Annotated in this window: 18 protein-coding genes; 9 read left to right on the top strand and 9 right to left on the bottom strand. The window is 67.5% G+C overall.

The annotated features are described in order from the left end of the window. Positions 1–161: 161 nt before the first annotated feature. The 4 genes from CKY51_RS04920 to CKY51_RS04905 all read right to left on the bottom strand — a co-directional run bounded on the left by CKY51_RS04920 (position 162) and on the right by CKY51_RS04905 (position 3494). Positions 162–455 carry a hypothetical protein gene (locus CKY51_RS04920; RefSeq protein ID WP_022973980.1) on the bottom strand — a complete coding sequence of 98 codons (294 nt, stop codon included), beginning with the start codon at positions 453–455 and terminating at the stop codon, positions 162–164. 73 nt (positions 456–528) lie between these two features. Next, positions 529–1857, bottom strand: a complete 1329-nt coding sequence (locus CKY51_RS04915) for a DUF2867 domain-containing protein (RefSeq protein WP_081641443.1) — start codon at positions 1855–1857, stop codon at positions 529–531. A gap of 113 nt (positions 1858–1970) precedes the next feature. Further along, a complete protein-coding gene (locus CKY51_RS04910) occupies positions 1971–2285 on the bottom strand; it encodes a metalloregulator ArsR/SmtB family transcription factor (protein ID WP_022973978.1) in 315 nt (104 codons plus the stop codon). A 234-nt stretch (positions 2286–2519) separates the two neighbouring features. Next, entirely contained in the window at positions 2520–3494 is a 975-nt protein-coding gene (locus CKY51_RS04905) for a LysR substrate-binding domain-containing protein (RefSeq protein ID WP_022973977.1), read from the bottom strand. 170 nt (positions 3495–3664) lie between these two features. On the opposite strand from CKY51_RS04905, the gene CKY51_RS04900 reads away from it, so the two are divergent. After that, the gene (locus tag CKY51_RS04900) at positions 3665–4552 is read left to right on the top strand and encodes a DMT family transporter (protein ID WP_022973976.1); all 888 of its coding nucleotides are present in this window, start codon (positions 3665–3667) and stop codon (positions 4550–4552) included. Between the two features lie 5 nt (positions 4553–4557). Here the strand turns inward: CKY51_RS04900 and CKY51_RS04895 are convergent, their stop codons facing one another. The 4 genes from CKY51_RS04895 to trxA all read right to left on the bottom strand — a co-directional run bounded on the left by CKY51_RS04895 (position 4558) and on the right by trxA (position 7507). Then, the gene (locus tag CKY51_RS04895) at positions 4558–5463 is read right to left on the bottom strand and encodes a peptidylprolyl isomerase (RefSeq protein ID WP_022973975.1); all 906 of its coding nucleotides are present in this window, start codon (positions 5461–5463) and stop codon (positions 4558–4560) included. Between the two features lie 134 nt (positions 5464–5597). Beyond that, the gene (locus tag CKY51_RS04890) at positions 5598–5840 is read right to left on the bottom strand and encodes a DUF378 domain-containing protein (protein ID WP_031340620.1); all 243 of its coding nucleotides are present in this window, start codon (positions 5838–5840) and stop codon (positions 5598–5600) included. Positions 5841–6069: 229 nt separating this feature from the next. After that, positions 6070–6519 carry a DUF4442 domain-containing protein gene (locus CKY51_RS04885; RefSeq protein WP_022973972.1) on the bottom strand — a complete coding sequence of 150 codons (450 nt, stop codon included), beginning with the start codon at positions 6517–6519 and terminating at the stop codon, positions 6070–6072. A gap of 130 nt (positions 6520–6649) precedes the next feature. Continuing rightward, positions 6650–7507, bottom strand: a complete 858-nt coding sequence (trxA, locus tag CKY51_RS04880; protein ID WP_022973971.1) for a thioredoxin — start codon at positions 7505–7507, stop codon at positions 6650–6652. A 143-nt stretch (positions 7508–7650) separates the two neighbouring features. Here trxA and CKY51_RS04875 point away from each other — a divergent pair, with 143 nt between their 5' ends. The 7 genes from CKY51_RS04875 to CKY51_RS04845 all read left to right on the top strand — a co-directional run bounded on the left by CKY51_RS04875 (position 7651) and on the right by CKY51_RS04845 (position 15344). Beyond that, positions 7651–8259, top strand: a complete 609-nt coding sequence (locus CKY51_RS04875) for a DUF998 domain-containing protein (protein ID WP_022973970.1) — start codon at positions 7651–7653, stop codon at positions 8257–8259. Between the two features lie 70 nt (positions 8260–8329). Continuing rightward, on the top strand, positions 8330–10972 hold the full coding sequence (gene leuS / locus CKY51_RS04870) for a leucine--tRNA ligase (RefSeq protein WP_022973969.1): 2643 nt from the start codon (positions 8330–8332) through the stop codon (positions 10970–10972). A 239-nt stretch (positions 10973–11211) separates the two neighbouring features. Next, positions 11212–11880, top strand: coding sequence for an LPS-assembly lipoprotein LptE (locus tag CKY51_RS04865; RefSeq protein ID WP_022973968.1), 669 nt, complete (start codon positions 11212–11214; stop codon positions 11878–11880). A 10-nt stretch (positions 11881–11890) separates the two neighbouring features. Continuing rightward, a complete protein-coding gene (gene holA, locus CKY51_RS04860) occupies positions 11891–12919 on the top strand; it encodes a DNA polymerase III subunit delta (protein WP_022973967.1) in 1029 nt (342 codons plus the stop codon). Next, positions 12907–13758 carry a nicotinate-nucleotide adenylyltransferase gene (gene nadD, locus CKY51_RS04855; protein WP_425479904.1) on the top strand — a complete coding sequence of 284 codons (852 nt, stop codon included), beginning with the start codon at positions 12907–12909 and terminating at the stop codon, positions 13756–13758. Before holA ends, nadD begins: the two co-directional genes overlap by 13 nt. Before the next feature lie 56 nt (positions 13759–13814). Further along, positions 13815–14222, top strand: coding sequence for a ribosome silencing factor (gene rsfS, locus CKY51_RS04850; protein ID WP_031340618.1), 408 nt, complete (start codon positions 13815–13817; stop codon positions 14220–14222). Between the two features lie 15 nt (positions 14223–14237). Next, complete coding sequence (locus tag CKY51_RS04845) at positions 14238–15344, top strand: J domain-containing protein (protein WP_022973964.1); 1107 nt, start codon at positions 14238–14240, stop codon at positions 15342–15344. Positions 15345–15450: 106 nt separating this feature from the next. Here CKY51_RS04845 and CKY51_RS04840 read toward each other — a convergent pair whose 3' ends face one another. After that, a complete protein-coding gene (locus tag CKY51_RS04840) occupies positions 15451–16986 on the bottom strand; it encodes an alkaline phosphatase PhoX (protein ID WP_022973963.1) in 1536 nt (511 codons plus the stop codon). A gap of 121 nt (positions 16987–17107) precedes the next feature. On the opposite strand from CKY51_RS04840, the gene rlmH reads away from it, so the two are divergent. Then, positions 17108–17578 (top strand): 23S rRNA (pseudouridine(1915)-N(3))-methyltransferase RlmH, encoded by a 471-nt coding sequence (rlmH, locus tag CKY51_RS04835; protein WP_022973962.1) that lies wholly within the window; start codon positions 17108–17110, stop codon positions 17576–17578. Positions 17579–17676 lie beyond the last annotated feature (98 nt).

The raw sequence follows: 17676 nt of genomic DNA, 5'->3' as shown, positions 1-17676 counted from the left end.
GGAGCTGGATCTGTGTGGCCCGCAGGGACACACGATCCACGGTGCCAGCCACTGCAATGGCGCATGCTACCGCCGACGTGGGGCAGCAGTAGCGGAGGATCGCGATCGCGCTGGCGGACGCGGCGTTGGCGCAGCGTTCGCTGTCGCCGACGTCAGCAGAGTCAGCCTTCGTCCTGCTCGAATTCGACGAATACGTCCAGTTCCAGCGACAGTTCCTGCACCGCATCGCGCACCTTTTGCGCGGTGGCGGCATTGCCGGCCTCCACCTCGAACTCATGGGTGCCCGGGCCTTCGTCGTCGGACAGGCCTGCCGAGCTGGAGTCGTCGTCGTCCAGGTGCGGCATCAGGTCGTCCACTTCTTCCACGTGCTCGATGCCTTCGATGCTCTGCAGCAGGTTGGCGATGGCACGGGCATCGTCGTCGGTACCGGTGATACGCATGCGAAGTGTCGGCATGGCGGAGTCCTACAGTGGTGAACAGGCCACAGAGCCTAGGCAGCCACAGGACAAGACAAGGTGATGGCGGTGCTCAGGCCGGTTGCCACTGTCCGACCGGGACCGCCGCGGCCGCCGTGTAGAGATGCGGCACCGCCGCTTGCAGCATGCGCGGCATGACATAGCGGCGGTGGGTGGTATGAATCGCCGCCATGTACAGCCAGCCGAACAGGTTGCGGCAGCAAACCTGAGTGGCGACGGTCAGCACGATGCGATGATCGTCCATGCGCCGGATCCCAATCGTGCTGCGGAATCGCAGATGCTTGTCGTCGGCACCCAGGACGACCTGTACGCCACGGCCGTCGGTATCGCGCTGTTGGCCGAGCACAGGAAAGCGGCCGGCGAACAACTGGGGCGATGCCGGATCCAGCAACGAGGACACCGGGCAGCCCAGCGGCGAGGTACGCAGGCCCAGCGGCGCGACCAGCGCATTGCGCAGGCGCATCAGGCTGCTGACGCCGCGTGGTGGCGACGCGATAAAGGCTTGCAGCAGGTCGACCAGCACGCCATGCGGCGTGTCGGCGCGCAGCTGGCGCAGATCCAGCTGCATGCGGTGGGCATCCTGGAAATGCACCGGCCCGGGCAGATGGCCGGGCAGCACGGCAGTGGGCGGCACCTGCGGCAACATCTCGATCGTCGGCAACCGGACCTGGGTGGCGATCGATCCGCGCAGCGGCAGACGGGCCAGCAGCTGTCGCACCCGACCGCAGTGGCGGCGGATCGCCGCACGCGCGCGCTGCCAGGGGCTGTCGGGCACGTCGACCAGCGACAGTGTGACCGTTGGAACCGCGTCGCTGCGGAGGTCGGCGTGTTGCAGCAGCGCTTCGACCGCCGGTGGCAGCACCTCGGTCAGGCTGGCGATGGTGGCCTGGCCCTGCGCGACCAACTCGCGTTGCTCGGCGCTCAGGACGCCGCCGGTTTCGTCCGGATGGCAGGAGAGGGCGAACAAAGCGCTGTGCCCATGGCCATCGGCGGGGACGAATTGATGCCAGGTGCCGCCGGCGAAGCGCACGGTGAACAAACTGTCGCCAGGCACGTCGACCTGCACCAGGGCATCGAGGAACGCGCGCGGATCCTGCTGCAACTGCCCGGACGAGACAGTCGAAAAACGCAAGCGGGCGCCGGCGCTGCCGGTGACTGCGGTGAACAGGCGATGGCCGGCATGGCAGTGGAACGGATGACCATGCGGACCGACCGCGAAGGAGAACAGCGAGGCAGGATCGCCATGCGCGATATCCGGCGCCGACAACTGTGCGGATGGCTCGTCCAGCGCATCGTGGTGGGCCGGATGGCATTGCTGGCGGGCGCCGGCCTGGGCGATCAGGCTGTCGCCGGCGCCGGCACCGAGTTGGGCGACCAGCACCACTTCCACCGGCCTGCCGCCGCTATGGGAGGGTAGGCTCACACGGGGGAAGCTGCGTTCGGTGACGATCCGTTGCCAAGCCATTGCAACTCCTTGCGGTCGAGAAGAGATGCTCAGCGCACTTTTTTGGCGAGCTTGCGCGATTCGCGTTGCAGCGGCCCAGCGGTCGGGCAGACCTCGAAAGCGAAGCCGGTGAGGGTGTTGACCATGTTGTCGGGGGTCAGCCGATAGACCACGAACTGACCGCGACGCTCGCTGCTTACCAAACCGGCTGCGGCCAGGACCGACAGGTGCCGCGAGATGGCCGGCGCGCTCATCGCGAAGCGTTCGCCGATCTGCCCGGCAGTCAGCTCCTGCGCCGACAGATAGGCCAGAATCTCGCGCCGTGGCCGCGAGGCCAGGGCTTCGAAGATGCGATCGATGGACATGGGGATTAGCTAATTAACGAATTAGCTAATTAATGACCTGCAGTGGATCGGGTGTCAAGCACTGCGTGCTTCTGCATGATCGCGGGTCGGTTAGCGGCACGCCACGGCAATGCCGTGTGCGCTCCCACGTCCGTGCTGCGCAAGCCGCTGCGGAAATGGATTGGCGGGGGACGTCGAACCCTGTCATCGCCCGGCAGGCAGACAGACCTCGGGCTGGTGATCCGTGCGGCGCGGTCATGTCCGCGCTCGGCGTGGTGGCCGCAGCGGGCGTGCCGCATCGCTGGGCAGGGCCCGCAACTCGGCGGGCAATGCCGGCATTGGTGTGCGCGGGTCCAGTGCCTCGCGCTTGAGCCAGTCGATGAACAAGGACGCTGCCGGGCTGAGCACGCGATGGCTGGGGTGCACGATGTAATAGGCGTAGCGCGCCTTCAGCACCGGGCCGGGCAGGCGCACCAGCTCGTAGCGCTGCAGATAAGGCTGCGCGATGTGGGTGCGGGCGAGCACGGCCCCCAGTCCGTAAACGGCCGCGCGCATCGCATCGGTACTGTCGTTGAAGGTATGCATTGGCGGCAGGACAAGGCCACGCACCTGTGCGGCGCGGAACCAATCGCGCCAGCCCTGCGGCGACATGTCCGCCAGCAACGGCAGCCGGGCGATCTGCGCCGGTGTGCGCAGGGTGGCGACCTCCACCAGCGAAGGCGACGCCACCGGAAACAATTCGTCGTCCATCAGGTGATGCGCGGTCAGTCCGGGCCAGCCACCTTGGCCATAGCGAATGCCCAGGTCCGGGCCGCCTTCCTCGAATCGCGAGAACGCCGCATCCGACTGCAGGTCCAGGCGGATATGCGGATGCGCCTGGCAAAAACGCGGCAGGCGCGGCAGCAGCCAGCAATAGGACAGCGAGCGCAGCGTGGTCACCCGCAGCGGAATCGCATCTTCGCGCGGATGCAGGTTGCCGGCGACCGCAGCGATGTCGGCCAGCGCGGCGCTGGCGGCATCGGCCAGTTGGCGCCCTTCGGCGGTGAGCTTGACCCCGCGCGCCTGGCGCTGAAACAACGGTGCGCCGAGCAGAGCTTCCAGCTTGCGCACGTGGTGACTGACCGCGCTGGCGGTCAGGTGCAGCTCGGCGGCCGCATGGGCGAAGTTCTGGTGGCGCGCGGCGGCGGCGAACACCCCCAGCGCCGGCAACAGGGTCGGACGCAGATTCATCAGGCATGAGTGAGATTTGTGGCTCACTCCGATACTACGCGCTTGTCGGCGTTGCGTTCAGCGCCGATGCTTTGTCCCTCTTCTCGCCTCGGTCGCGTCATGCACGCCTGCGCTGCTCTCCTTGGATGCCTTTGTTGCCAGCCGCTGCGCGATCAGCCACGAGGATGCGCATGAGCGCGCAACCGGAGGCGCAACTGCCAGCGGCGACCCGCGATTGGCGCACGCCGCTCGAGCTCGGTTTCCTCGGCATGGTGTGGGGATGCTCGTTCCTGTTCATGCGGGTGGCGGCGCCGCAGTTCGGCGCAGTGGCATTGGTGGAGATCCGCCTGGCACTGGGCACGTTGGTGCTGCTGCCGTTCCTGTGGCTGGCGCGGGCGCGCTTTCCTGCGCGGCGTTGGCCGACCCTGGCCTTGATCGGCGCGCTTAACTCGGCACTGCCGTTCCTGTTGTTCGCCTGGGGGGCGCAACACGCGCCGGCGGCGATCGGTGCGATCTGCAACGCGATGACGGTGCTGTTCACTGCGCTGGTCGCCTTCGTCTGTTTCGGCGAGCGGATCGGTACGCGCCGCACGCTGGCACTGCTGGTCGGCTTCGTCGGTGTGCTGGTGCTGGCCACCGGCAAGTCGGCCGGGCTGAGCGTTGGGCCGGCGGCATTGGCCGGCGCAACCGCGTCGCTGCTCTATGGCGTCGGCTACAACCTGGTCAAACGCCAGATGGGCGACTTGCCGCCAGCGGCGTCGGCGGCGGCCACGCTGGGTTGCAGCGCAGTGCTGCTGGCACCGCTGGCCTGTTGGCAGTGGCCGGCGAACCCTGTACCGGCGGCGGCCTGGGCGAGCGCGGCAGCCCTGGGTGTCGTCTGCACCGGGCTGGCGTTCCTGATGTATTACCGCCTGATCCAACGCATTGGCCCGGCGCGTGCATCCACCGTGACCTATCTGGTCCCGGTGTTCGGCGCCTTGCTGGCCTGGGCCCTGCTCGGCGAGTCCTTGACCTGGAGCATGTTGCTGGCAGGCATGTTGATCCTGGGCAGCGTCGCCTTCAGCCAGCGCGCGCGTTGAGTCACTCAGGAAGCCGGCGGCGTGCGCACCGGCAGCGGGACGTTGCACAGGTCGATATGGCCGGCCGGGCGCTTGTAGAAATCGTCCTTGCGGTTGCGACGGGCTTCGGCCACTTCGCGGAAGGTCTCGCTGTCGGTCCGCAGGAGTTGCAGCGGGGTGCGCTCGGGTGGCGGTAGCTCGCTGGCCAGGCGGATCGCGCGGATCGGCGTGCGCTGCGCTGGGTCCTGGTAGAAGCCCATCGGATCGGGGCCGCGCGGAATCACGCTCAGCAGCTCCATGCCTTTCACCACGCGCCCGACCACGGTGATGTTGCGGTCCAGCTGACGCGGCGACTGGCCGGTGACCACGTATAGCTCGGCACCGATGCTGCTGTCTTCGTCATTGTTGCGGCCCGCGCCCAGGGTGCCATAGCAATGCGCCAGCCAGGTCTTGCCGTTCGCTCCATCGCGGCCCACCGGGAACCCATCGACAAAGCCCACCTGAGGCGCCCAGCCATCGCTGTCGGGCAGGCGCTGGAAATCCAGGCCCTGGGAGCTGCGCTCGAATTCGGCGGGAAGATGGGTCTTGGCCGAACCCAGCGACTTGGCCTTGTCCGGTGTCTCACCATCTGGGTCGCCGAACTGCACGACGAAATTGTCCTGCGAGCGGTAGATGCTCAAACCGTCCCAGAAGCGCTCGTGCGCCAGCGTGCGGATGTTGGCCACGTGGGCGGGCGCGAACTGCGGCGCCAACTCGATGATGACCCGCCCGCTATCCAGTTCCAGATACAGCGTGCGATCGGGATCGAGCACGCGCCAGGCGCTGGCGGGCGAGGCGTCGAGAATCTGCTGTGGGCTGCGATAGGCCGCCTGTGCGGCGGCGGGGAGCACCAGGGCGAGCAAGCAGGCAGACAATGCGATGCGGAGCGGCATGGAGGCGACCGGCGGTGAGGAAGGTCGATTCTTGACCAATGCCGCCGAGGACGCAAAGCGCGTGCGCGCAAACGGCGACGCCGGCGTGGTGCGCCGACGTCGTCTGCTTGGTCGTGTGGTGCCGCAAGGCCAGCTTACGGGTTGCGGACATGTGGGCTGGCGTGGTGGCGCGCGCCAGTGTCGTGATTGTTGCGGAACAGCGGCACCAGTTGCCACAGCGCGGAGATGCCCACCAGCGTGTAGACCACGCGCGACAGCAACGCCTCCTGTCCACCGAACAATGCGGCGACCAGATCGAACTGAAACAGGCCGACCAGCCCCCAGTTCAAGCCGCCGACGATGAGGAGCACCAGAGTGATGATGTTGATCGCTTTCATGCAGGCATCCATGTGGGTTGGGAGAACCCAGGGTCCGCATGCGCCAGCGAGCAGGCCGTGAGCGTCGCGCACTTGCCGGCCGCGTTGCACACATGCCGCTCACATCTGCCTGCTCTGCAGGCCGTGTAGGCGCGTCCAGGCGGCAGTCGCCAGCGGCGCGACAGCGATGAACGATGCCGGCACAGCCATCGTTGCATCCGTGACGCGGCAGCGATCGCTGCCAGCGTGCTCAACGTGCCGGTTTGCGTTTGACGTAGAGTTGCTTGCGGACGTGCGCGACCACGTCGCCGTCGCGGTTGCAGACCGTATTTTCGAACCAATGCAGGTATTTCTCCCCGCCAGCAGTGGCGGCGCGCATGGTCGCCACGACCGCATCGTCGAGCGCGAAGTCGGCACTCACGGTCCCACGTCCCGGTTTGACGAAGTCGATGCTGCCGGCCTTGTCCCACACGTAGTAGTCGCGCCCCAGCGTGTGCATCGTCAGCAACATCCAGAAGGGGTCGGTCATGGCGAACAGGCTGCCGCCGAAGTGCGTGCCCACATAGTTGCGATTCCACGGCCGTAGCCGCAGTTCGACCCGCGCATGGCGATAGTCGTCTGCCAGCGCGACGACGTGAATGCCGGTGAACAGGAACGGCGGCCACAGGTTGAGGCCGGCTTTGAACAGAGAGGCGCGCATACACAGGACCAGGGCGAAACCGCGCCGAGCATACCATCCGTATGCGTATGGAGGAGCCGGCGCTGCGCGTAGAAGCCTACCGGCGCGGTGGCGGTGGCGGACGTGCGCGACGCGCGTCCGCCGGGGCGACTCAAAACAGCAGGGCGGACATCTTGCGACGGTAACGGCCGACCAGGTCCTCGTCCTCGATGACCCGGAAGGCATCGATCAGGCTGCGGCGCGGCAGGTTGTCGTCGAAACCACGGTCCCGACGCAGCATGTCCAGGAACTGCTCCAATGCCGCCTCGTCATGGCCGTCCAGCAGATGGCGTACGCCCAACAGATGACGTGCCCGCAGATCGCCGCCATTGGCATCCACGCTGGCCTGCAGTGTCGCTGCATCCGGCGCGTCCTTGAGCACGTTGGCAAAGCCCAGCCGGGCCTTGGCGCGAACTGCACGGTCGTCGGTGGCCAGATTGGCCGGCAAGCCGTCGATCAGGCCCTCGGCTTCTTCGGTTTGGCCGGTCTTGAGCAGGGCCAGCGCCAGATCCAGCTTGAGCTCGTCCTTGTCGGGCGCGGCGGCAATGGCGTCGCGCAGTGCGGCAACCTGGGCCTGCGGATCCAGCGCAACCACCGGCACCTCTTCGGCTAGCTGCGGCTCGGCCGGCACCACGCCGTGCTGCGCCAGAAATTCGCGCACCTGGCCCTCGGGCATCGCGCCGGGGAAGCCGTCGACCAGTTCGCCGCCCTTGACCAGGAAGACCGTGGGCACCGAGCGGATCTGGAAGGCGGCGGCGATCTGCTGCTCCTTGTCGACATCGACCTTGGCCAGGGTGAACGCACCGTGGTACTCGCCGGCCAGCTTCTCCAGGATCGGCGTCAGCGTCTTGCAGGGCCCGCACCAAGTGGCCCAGAAATCCACCAACACCGGCGTGGTCAGCGATTTTTGCAGGACCTCGCTCTCGAAGGTCGCGGTGGTGGCGTCGAATACGTGCGGCGTGTCGGACATGGGCTTCCAGGGAATGGCGGCAACAGTGGACCGTAATGGTGTCAAACACCGCGCATACAAGGCGAGGGGGTTCACGCATCCAGCGGAGGGCCGGACAATACGCCGTCACGGCGGCGCGGCGCGCGGCCAACCGGAGCAAGGCAATGGCGATCAACGGCGCGCAGCGCTACCTGGGGTTGGCGGCGGCCAGCGTGTTCGTGTTGGCGGTGGCAGGCTTTGGCACAGCCTTGCCGGGCTATCTGCAGACCCGTCACCCAGTGGCGTTGCTGGGGGCTGCCGGGGTGCCGCATGCAGCGGGATTCAACCTGTTGGCGTTTTTGCTGGTGGGGGCGCTGGGCATGGCCTGCGGGGTGGCCTTGCTGGCGGCGATGCCGAAGACGGCGCGCTGGAGCGCGCGGGTGGGCGGCCAGCTGATCGTGCTGGCCGGTCTGGCCTTCGCCGGGATGGGCGCCTTGCCGCTCGATCCCAGCGACCTGGACGGGCGGGCCAGCCAATATCACGCCACCGCCTGGCTGTTGTGGGCCGTGGCCTTCGTTCCCGCGCTCATCTTGCTGGCTGCCGACCTGCTCGACCGTCCCGAACAGCGCGGTCTGGCCTGGTTGAGCCTGGGAACCGGACTGCTGGTGGCGGTGTTGTCGTTCGGCCCAGCGGTACTGTTGCCACCGGCGATCGCCCAGCGGCTGGCCTTTCTGTGCTGGGTCGGCTGGCTGGCGGTGGCGACCTGGCAGTTGCCCGAGCGCCGCGCGGCCTGAGCCGGGGTTTGGACCACCTGCTGCACTGCGGTACCCTGTACCGCTTTGCGCCGCCCGAGCTGCCGCTCCCATGTCCACCGTCGAACCCAACGCCTACGACCCGCAACAGGTCGAAACCTCCGCCCAGCAGTTCTGGGACGCCACCCGCGCCTTCCAGGTGGACGAAACCGCCGACAAGCCGAAGTTCTACTGCCTGTCGATGCTGCCGTACCCCTCCGGGGCGTTGCACATGGGGCACGTGCGCAACTACACCATCTCCGACGTGGTCAGCCGCTACAAGCGCATGACCGGGCACAACGTGCTGCAGCCGATGGGCTGGGATGCGTTCGGCCTGCCGGCGGAAAACGCCGCGATCAAGAACAAGACCGCGCCGGCGACCTGGACCTACAAGAACATCGAGCACATGCGTGCCCAGCTGAAATCGCTCGGTTATGCGATCGACTGGTCACGCGAGTTCGCCACCTGCACGCCGGACTACTACGTGCACGAGCAGCGCATGTTCACCCGGCTGATGCGCAAGGGCCTGGCCTATCGCCGCAACGCGGTGGTGAATTGGGATCCGGTGGACCAGACCGTGCTGGCCAACGAGCAGGTGATCGACGGGCGCGGCTGGCGTTCCGGCGCACTGGTGGAAAAGCGCGAGATCCCGCAGTGGTTCCTGCGCATCACCGACTACGCGCAGGAACTGCTCGATGGCCTGGACCAGCTGGATGGCTGGCCGGATTCGGTCAAGACCATGCAGCGCAACTGGATCGGCCGCTCGGAAGGACTGGAGATCCAGTTCGACGTGCGCGACGCCGACGGCGGTGCGCTGGATCCGCTGCGGGTGTTCACCACCCGTCCGGACACCTTGATGGGCGTGAGCTTCGTCTCGATCGCCGCCGAACATCCGTTGGCGCTGCATGCGGCCAAGTCCAACCCGGAGCTGGCGCGCCTGCTGGAAGAGCTCAAGCACGGCGGCGTCTCCGAGGCGGAACTGGAAACCCAGGAAAAGCGCGGCATGGCCACCGGCCTGACTGCGGTGCATCCGATCAGCGGCGAGCAGGTGCCGGTGTGGGTGGCCAATTTCGTGTTGATGGGCTACGGCACCGGCGCAGTGATGGCGGTGCCTGGCCACGACCAGCGCGACTTCGAGTTCGCCAACAAGTACGGGCTGCCGATCCTGCAGGTGGTGCGCCTGCGCGAGCCGCGCAATGTCGAAGAGCAGACCTGGGACGCCACCCAGTGGCGCGACTGGTACACCGACAAGACCCGTGAGTTGGAGCTGATCAACTCCGCCGAGTTCGACGGCCTGGACTACCAGGGTGCCTTCGAGGCGTTGGCCGAGCGTTTCGAGCGCAAGGGCCAGGGCCAGCGCCGGGTCAACTACCGGTTGCGCGACTGGGGCGTAAGCCGCCAACGCTACTGGGGTTGCCCGATCCCGGTGATCTATTGCGATAAATGCGGCGCGGTGCCGGTCCCGGAAGACCAGTTGCCGGTGGTGCTGCCGGAGAACGTGCAGTTCAGCGGCACTGGCTCGCCGATCAAGACCGATCCGAGCTGGCGCAAGACCACCTGTCCGGACTGCGGCGGCCCGGCCGAACGCGAGACCGACACCTTCGACACCTTCATGGAGTCGAGCTGGTACGTGGCCCGCTACACCAGCCCGAACGCGCGCGACATGGTCGATCGTCGCGCCAACTACTGGATGCCGGCCGATCTGTACGTGGGCGGTATCGAGCACGCGATCCTGCACCTGATGTACTTCCGCTTCTATCACAAGCTCATGCGCGACGCGCGGCTGGTGGACAGCGACGAGCCGGTGACCAATCTGCTCACCCAGGGCATGGTGATCGCCGAAACCTTCTATCGCGATGCGGAAAATGGCGGCAAGGACTGGATCAATCCTGCCGAGGTGGAGATCCAACGCGACGAGCGCGGGCGCGTCACCGGCGCCACCCTGATCGCCGACGGGGCGCCGGTGCAGATCGGCGGCACCGAGAAGATGTCCAAGTCCAAGAACAATGGCGTGGACCCGCAGGCGATGGTCGCCAAGTACGGCGCCGACACCGTGCGCCTGTTCTCGATGTTCGCTGCGCCGCCGGAGCAGTCGCTGGAATGGAACGAAGCCGGTGTCGACGGCATGGCGCGTTTCATGCGCCGGCTGTGGACGCAGGTGCAGCGTCACGTGAGCGAAGGCCCGGTGCAGTCACTGGACGCCGCAAGCTTGAGTGCCGAGCAAAAGGCCGTCCGCCGCAAGACCCATGAGACCATCGGCAAGGTCGACGACGACTATGGTCGCCGCCACAGCTTCAATACCGCTATCGCGGCGGTGATGGAGTTGTCCAATGCCCTGGCCAAGTTCGACGACGCCAGTGCGCAGGGGCGGGCGGTGCGGCAGGAAGCGCTGGAGGCGATGGTGCTGCTGCTCAATCCGATCACCCCGCATGCCAGCCATGCGTTGTGGCAGGTGCTGGGCCACCAGGAGGCCTTGCTGGAAGACGTGCCGTTCCCGCAGGCCGATGCCAGCGCATTGGTGCGCGATGCGCTGACGCTGGCGGTGCAGGTCAACGGCAAACTGCGCGGCACCATCGAGGTCGCTGCCGATGCCGGACGCGAACAGGTCGAGGCGCTGGCGCAGGCCGAGCCGAACGCGGCCAAGTTCCTCGATGGGATGACGATCCGCAAGATCATCATCGTGCCCGGCAAGATCGTGAACATCGTGGCCGGCTGAGGGCTGCCTGGCCAGCGTGCGCAAGGTCGGTCCGCTCGCTTTGCCGGATCGGCCTGGACCACGCGGAGGGCAGGCGGTTGCGGTTGTTCCCGACGGTCACTCCACTGGCACGCGGCGACGCGTTCTTCATTCCTTGGCGCCACGCTGTGTGGCGGCGCCTTCTCAAGCCCCGTTCACGCCGGCTCGGGCAGGCTAGCGCCCCTGTTGCCGCCGCCGGGGCGGTCCTCCAGACTGTACCCATGATCCGATTTCCGACTGCCTTCGCCGCCGCCCTCGTGCTTGCCTCGAGTCTCACTGCCTGCGGCTTCCATCTGCGCAGTTCCTTGGCCTTGCCGCCCGATACGCCTGCGGTCAAGGTGCAATCGGCGGTGCAGTACAGCGAATTGACCAAGCTGTTGCGGCGCGGGCTGAAGGCGTCCGGCGCCACCCTGGCAGCCGACGATGCCAAAACCGGCTTCGCGCAGGTGCAGGTGCTGTCAGAGCGCTGGGGCGACCTGCCGATCGCCATCGACAGCCAGGGCCGTGCGCAGGAATACAGCCTGCGCTATGCGGCGATCTTCACCGTGACCGCGGCCGATGGATCGGTGCTGGTACCGCAGCAGGTGATCGAACTGTCGCGCGACTACGTGTCGCCGCCGGTCGACGCCACCGGTACTGCCACCGAGCGGGAAATCCTCGCCGACGAATTGCGCAAGGACATGTCGGCATCGATCCTGCGGCGTATCGACAGCGTGGTGCGCGCACGCCTGCGGCGCGGTCAATCGCTGGAGGGCGGTGCCGCGCCGGCGTCATCCACCACGCCGCAGGCCCAGCCGTCGTCGGCGACCCCGGCAACAACGCCGGCAACGCCAGCGACGGCGCCGCAAACCCAGCCGCCGGCCAGCACGCCTCCGGCCAGCGGCAACTAGTCGGCCTGCGATGGAACTTCGTCCCGAGCAGCTGGCGAGCCAGTCCAACCAGCCGCTGCAGCCGGTCTATCTGATTGCCGGCCCGGAAACCTTGCGTGTCCTGGAAGCCGCCGATGCCGTGCGCGCGCGTGCGCGCGCCGAGGGCATTGGCGAGCGCGAGGTGTTCGATGTCGACGGGCGCGATTTCGACTGGTATCAGCTCGATGCCAGCTTCAATGCGCCCAGCCTGTTCAGCGCCCGACGTCTGGTCGAGATCCGCATGCCCAGCGGCAAGCCGGGCAAGGAGGGCGCCGATGTCATCAGCCGTTTCTGCGCCAACCCTCCACCGGACGTGGTGCTGCTGATCACCGCCAACGACTGGAGCAAGGCGCACCAGGGCAAATGGGCCGAGGCGGTGGCGCGGATCGGCACGATCGCCGTGGCGTGGGCGATCAAACCACACGAGTTGACCGACTGGATCGAGCGCCGCCTACGCAATCACGGCCTGCGCGCCGATGTGGCCGCCGTGCAGCGGCTGAGCGAGCGGGTGGAGGGCAACCTGCTCGCTGCCGCGCAGGAAATCGACAAGCTCGCGCTGCTGGCCGATGGCAAGCCGCTCGACCTGGAGGCGATGGAATCGCTGGTGGCCGATGCTGCGCGCTACGACGTGTTTCGCTTGGCCGAAACCACGCTTGGGGGGCAGCCGGCCGCGGTCGTCCGCATGCTCGCCGGCTTGCGCGCCGAGGGCGAGGCGGTGGCCGCGCTGATGCCGATCCTGATCAAGGAACTGCTGCGGACCGCGGCATTGGCGACGGTGCAGGCCGGCGGCGGCAACCTCGGCGCGGAAATGAAGGCACAGGGCATCTGGGACTCGCGCCAGGCGCCGTTCAAGCGCGCCCTGCAGCGGCATGCCGAACCACGCCGCTGGGAGCGCTTCGTCGCCGAGGCCTCGCGGGTGGATCGCATCGCCAAGGGCCGCGCCGATGGCGATGCCTGGGTGGCCTTGGAGCGCCTGCTGGTCGCAGTGGCCGAGGCACGGGCGGTGAGATTGTTGGTATGAAGGCCGGGACTCGGGACCCGGGACCCGGGACCCGGGAAAGCGGGGGCGCTGCGACCGGCAGGAATGTTGCTCCCGGCTCTGAATCTGGGGGAAGCGCCAGTCCTCGGCCTGATGCGCACTCTGATACAGCTGCTGTTGCTGTTCCCGGGTCCCGTGTCCCGGGTCCCGAGTCCCGGCTTCACCTGTACTACGGCGGCACCTTCGATCCCATCCACTGCGGCCATCTCGCCATCGCCTGTGCGGCACGCGATGCGTTGAAGGCCGATGTGCACGTGGTACCGGCTGCCGATCCGCCGCACCGCGTCGCCCCCGGTGCCACCGCGGCGCAGCGGGCGCGCATGGTGGAGCTGGCGCTGGCCGGGCAGCCCGGGTTGCACCTGGACCGGCGCGAGTTGCAACGCGCCGGCCACGACAGCGCGCCGTCCTACACCGTCGACACCTTGCGCGACTTGCGCCAATCGCTCGGGCCGACGCCCCCGATCGCCTGGCTGCTGGGAGCCGATGCCTTTGTCGGCATGCAGTCCTGGCATCAGTGGCAGGCGCTGTTCGCGCTGGCGCATCTGGTGATCGCCGCGCGTCCGGGAACGGCGCTGGCGCTCGACGACGCGCCCGCCTTGGCCGCGGCGACGCAGGATCGGTGGGTGGCGGATCCCCGCGGGCTGATCGCGGCACCGTCCGGCCGGCTGTGGCGCCTGCAGCAGCCGCTGCGCGCTGAATCCGCCAGCAGTGTGCGTGCGGGAATTGCCGCCGGTGCCGCCTGGCAAGCGGCGGTGCCAGCCGCGGTGGCCGATTTCATCGAGCGCGAAGGCCTCTACGGCTGCGCTCGCCGGTCTAGCTGAACACGCGGCCGTCCGGACCAGCCTATACTTTCCCCTAATTCCATCGAGTGACCGCTTTGACCAGTTCAGCCCACGTCATCAAGACCTCCATTCCCAACCCTCCGCCGTCGGTACCGGCCCTGTTGGCCACCGTGCGCGAGGCGGTCGAGGAACTGAAAGCCAAGGACGTGGTGGAGATCGACGTGCGCGGCAAGTCCAGCGTGTGCGATTTCATGGTGATCGCTTCCGGCACCTCGACCCGTCACGTCAAGTCGATCGCCGATGAGGTGGTCAAGTTCGCCAAGCGTCTGGATGTCATGCCGCTGGGCGTGGAAGGCGAGCGCGAGGCCGAATGGGTGCTGGTCGACCTGGGCGACGTGGTGGTGCATGTGATGCTGCCGCGCGTACGCGAGTTCTACGCGTTGGAACGGCTGTGGACGGTGGGTGACCAGCGTCCGGACGACGACGCCGAGCAAGAAGACTGACTGACCGGAGCCGTCATGGCCAGCAAGGGGCCGGTTCCGACCGACCTGCCTGGCTCCCGGGCGCTGCGGCAATTACAGAGTCGGCCGGCGGGCGATGCCACTGCATCGCCGACGCAACGGCGCTTTGAGCGCTTGCTTGGCGAACTGGAACGGCAACGCGCTGAGCTGCATGCATGGCAGCTGGCGTTGACGCGTTGGCGCGCGCGTTATCACAGCCAACTGTTGCCGTTGTTGGAGCGCCGGCGCGTGGCCGATCGTGCCATGGTCGAGTTGCTCGATCGTGCGCACGTCAGCATCAAGCTGGCCAAGACCGATCGTGCTTTTCTGTCCGAGTTGTTGTGCGAGATCGCCGGCCCGCTGATCGATGCTGGCGACGAGACCCTGCGGCCGATCTACGACCGCCATAGTGCGGTCGGCTACGACGAGGAAGTGGCTGTCTCCGAGGCGCTGATGAAGCAGGCCATCGGGCAGGCTTACGGCCTGGATGCCGAGGAATTGGACGGCATCGATTCGCCCGAAGCCCTGTACGAGCGCATCAGCGAGCGCTTGCAGCAGCAACAGCAGGCCCGGCAACAGCGCCGCCCGCAAGGTCGCAAGCGCGCAGGAAACAAGGCGGCTGCGGCGTCCGCCGAGCCGCCACCATTGCGCGAGTTGTATCGCCGGCTGGCTGCCGCGTTGCATCCCGACCGTGCCAATGACGCACCGGACCACGCGCACCGGACCGGCTTGATGCAGCGGCTCAACGTGGCCTACAAGGCGGGCGATCTGTTGGGGTTGCTCGAACTCCAGGCGGAGATCGGCCTGCTGGATGCGCAAGGCGTGGCGGCGATGAGCACGTCGCGGTTGCAGGATTACAACCGTGAGCTGGAGCGGCAGTGTGCGGATCTGCGTGCGCAGCTCGCCCGTCAGGCCGCCGATTTCTGTGCCGAGTACGGACTGGAGCTGCGCACGCGGCCCAAGCCGGAGCGGCTGGACAAGCTGCTGGCGCAACTCAAGCGCGAGACCGAAGAGGAGCTCCAACAGTCGCAGCAGGAGTTGCAACTCTTGGAGGATCCACGCCTGTTCAAGCGTTGGCTGAAGCAGCAGCGCAGCTGGTCGGATGCGGCCGACGCGGCCTGGTGAAGACCGCGGCAGGGTTGTTCGACAAGGCGAACCGGACGCATCGCCTGGTGCAGCGACACGCGCTGTCGCGCGGGACGCATGACGCCTCCGGCAGCGCCCTATGGCTCTACAGCGGCCCGCGTTCCCACGGGCCGGTGATCGCCACGGTGATGCCGGGGGTCTGGATGTTGACGAACAAGGTGCGCCCCAGCGGATCCCAGCAGGCACCGCAGAATTCGCTCTCGCGATAGTCGCCTTCGGCGATGAGCTTGCCGGCATCGGCGATCTGCTGCGACGTCAGCTGCACATTGTTCTTGGCCAGGTAGAACGACTCGCCAGCGCGCGTCAGTCCCAGCAGTCGCGCGCCGGGGCCGTAGGCGTCTGGGCTCTCACCGCCGTCCTCGCACAGCACCACGCCGCCGCGTGCGCTGACGGTGACATTGTCGGGATTGTGGCCGGCCAGCTGGTGACCGCTGACGAACAGCGCGCTCAGACGTTGCGTGAACAGATCCAGCACCCAGACCGCGCCGTTGCCGTAGCCGCGGCGGCCCTGCGCATCGACGCCGGTGCTGGTGTCGACGATGAACATCTTGCCGTAGCTGTACCAGATGCCTTCGCCGCGGCTCATGCGCAGCGCACCATCGGCCCAGGCCTGGGCGAACGGACCGCTGAGTGTGTCGTTGGCGCCGATATCGGCGAAGCCGGCGGGTGCGGTGATGCTGTCCAGATCGGGCTCGGCGATGTCCACCCACTCCAACGGGTACTGCTGGCCGATGTTGGCGACGATGAGGTCGGCGTTGCGGCGGCCGCGCACGCGGGCGGCCTGCAGGCGACCGCCGTTTTCCAGCGAGCCGTTGCGGCCACGCCGATCGTTGGGGATGAAGCGGTACAGGCCGGCTTTGTTGCGATCGTCTTCGGTCAGATAGACGATCCCGGTACGCGGGTCGATCGCCACCGCTTCGTGGCTGAAGCGGCCGAGCCCCACCAGCGGGCGGCCGCTGGTGCGGGCGCTGTCCGGGTCCACCTCGAACACATAGCCATGCTTGCGGCCGGTGCTGGAGATAGCGTTGGTCTTGATCTCTTCGCAACTGAGCCAGGTGCCCCATGGGGTCGGCCCACCGGCGCAATTGACCAGGGTGCCACCCAGGCTGGGCTCCAGGCTGCCCCAGCCACGCAGCCCATAGCTCAGCGTGGTGGTGCCGCCGCCGGCCAGCTGGTTGCCGCTGACGATGCCGGTGTCGTACATCGCCGGCGCGCGGAATGGTGTGGCCGCGCCGCGCTCATGGTTGCGGATCAGCATGTATTCCAGACCGCGCAGCGGATCGCGGCCCGGCCGCCAATCCGGCCGGCGCACGCCGACCACCGCCATGCCATCGTGGCGATCGGGGCAGGGCTGGCCATCGTCCATGCGGTCGCCACTCCAGCCGAAGGAGCGATAGCTGAAGCCGCGCGGTAGCTGCAGCAGCGGCAGGCCGGTGCTCTGGTCGGCTACCGGCGCCAGCGGGCCGTAGCGACTGGGGACCGGTTCCAACTGCTGTGCGTTGGTCGTGGCGGCCTGGGCCTGGCGCGATTGCAAGGCGCTAAGACTGCCGAGCGCGCCGGCGGCCATGGCGGCGGCGCTGCCCTTGAGGACCTGGCGGCGGGCGGGATCGAAACTGGGCATCGAACGGCTCCTGCGGGCTGGGTGGTGCAGCGACCGTACTTGCCGGCTGTAACCACACCATGACACGCAGCGGCACAGATGCTGCGGAATGTCCGAGCCGTGACACGGATATCATGTGGCGATGAAATGCCGACTCATCGCCACCGGCGAACGCGCACCGGCCTGGGTAGCGCAGGGCTTTGCCGAATACCAGAAACGTCTGTCGCATTGGATGCCGCTGGAGCTGGTCGAAATCGAACCGGGCCTGCGCGGCAAGGGGCGCGATGCCCAGCGGGCGATCGACGACGAGGGCCGGCGGGTGCTGGCGGCCTTGCCCAAGAACGCCCATGTGGTTGCGCTCGATGTGCCCGGACGACCGCTCAGCTCCGAACAGCTCGCGCAACGCATGGAGCATTGGCGCGGACAGGGCCGCGATCTGGCGTTCCTGATCGGCGGGCCGGAGGGGCACGCGGCCGAGGTGTTGCAAAGCGCCAACGAGCGCTGGTCGATCGGCCCGTTGACCTTGCCGCATATGCTGGTGCGATTGATCGTCGCCGAGCAGTTGTATCGGGCCGCGGCGATGCTGGCCAATCATCCGTATCACCGCGCCTGAGCGAACGTCGCCCCGCCGACAGCCATGCTAGCGTGTGCTATGCACGTCGAGATGAGATGCGTTGGCCGTCGGCGGTGCAGGGCGGGTGCTGCGTGGCA

The sequence above is a fragment of the Xanthomonas maliensis genome (assembly GCF_009192945.1).
Lineage (GTDB): Bacteria > Pseudomonadota > Gammaproteobacteria > Xanthomonadales > Xanthomonadaceae > Xanthomonas > Xanthomonas maliensis.
The sequence above is the reverse complement of the archived record's forward strand: the minus strand, read 5'-3'. Positions and strand labels throughout refer to the sequence as shown.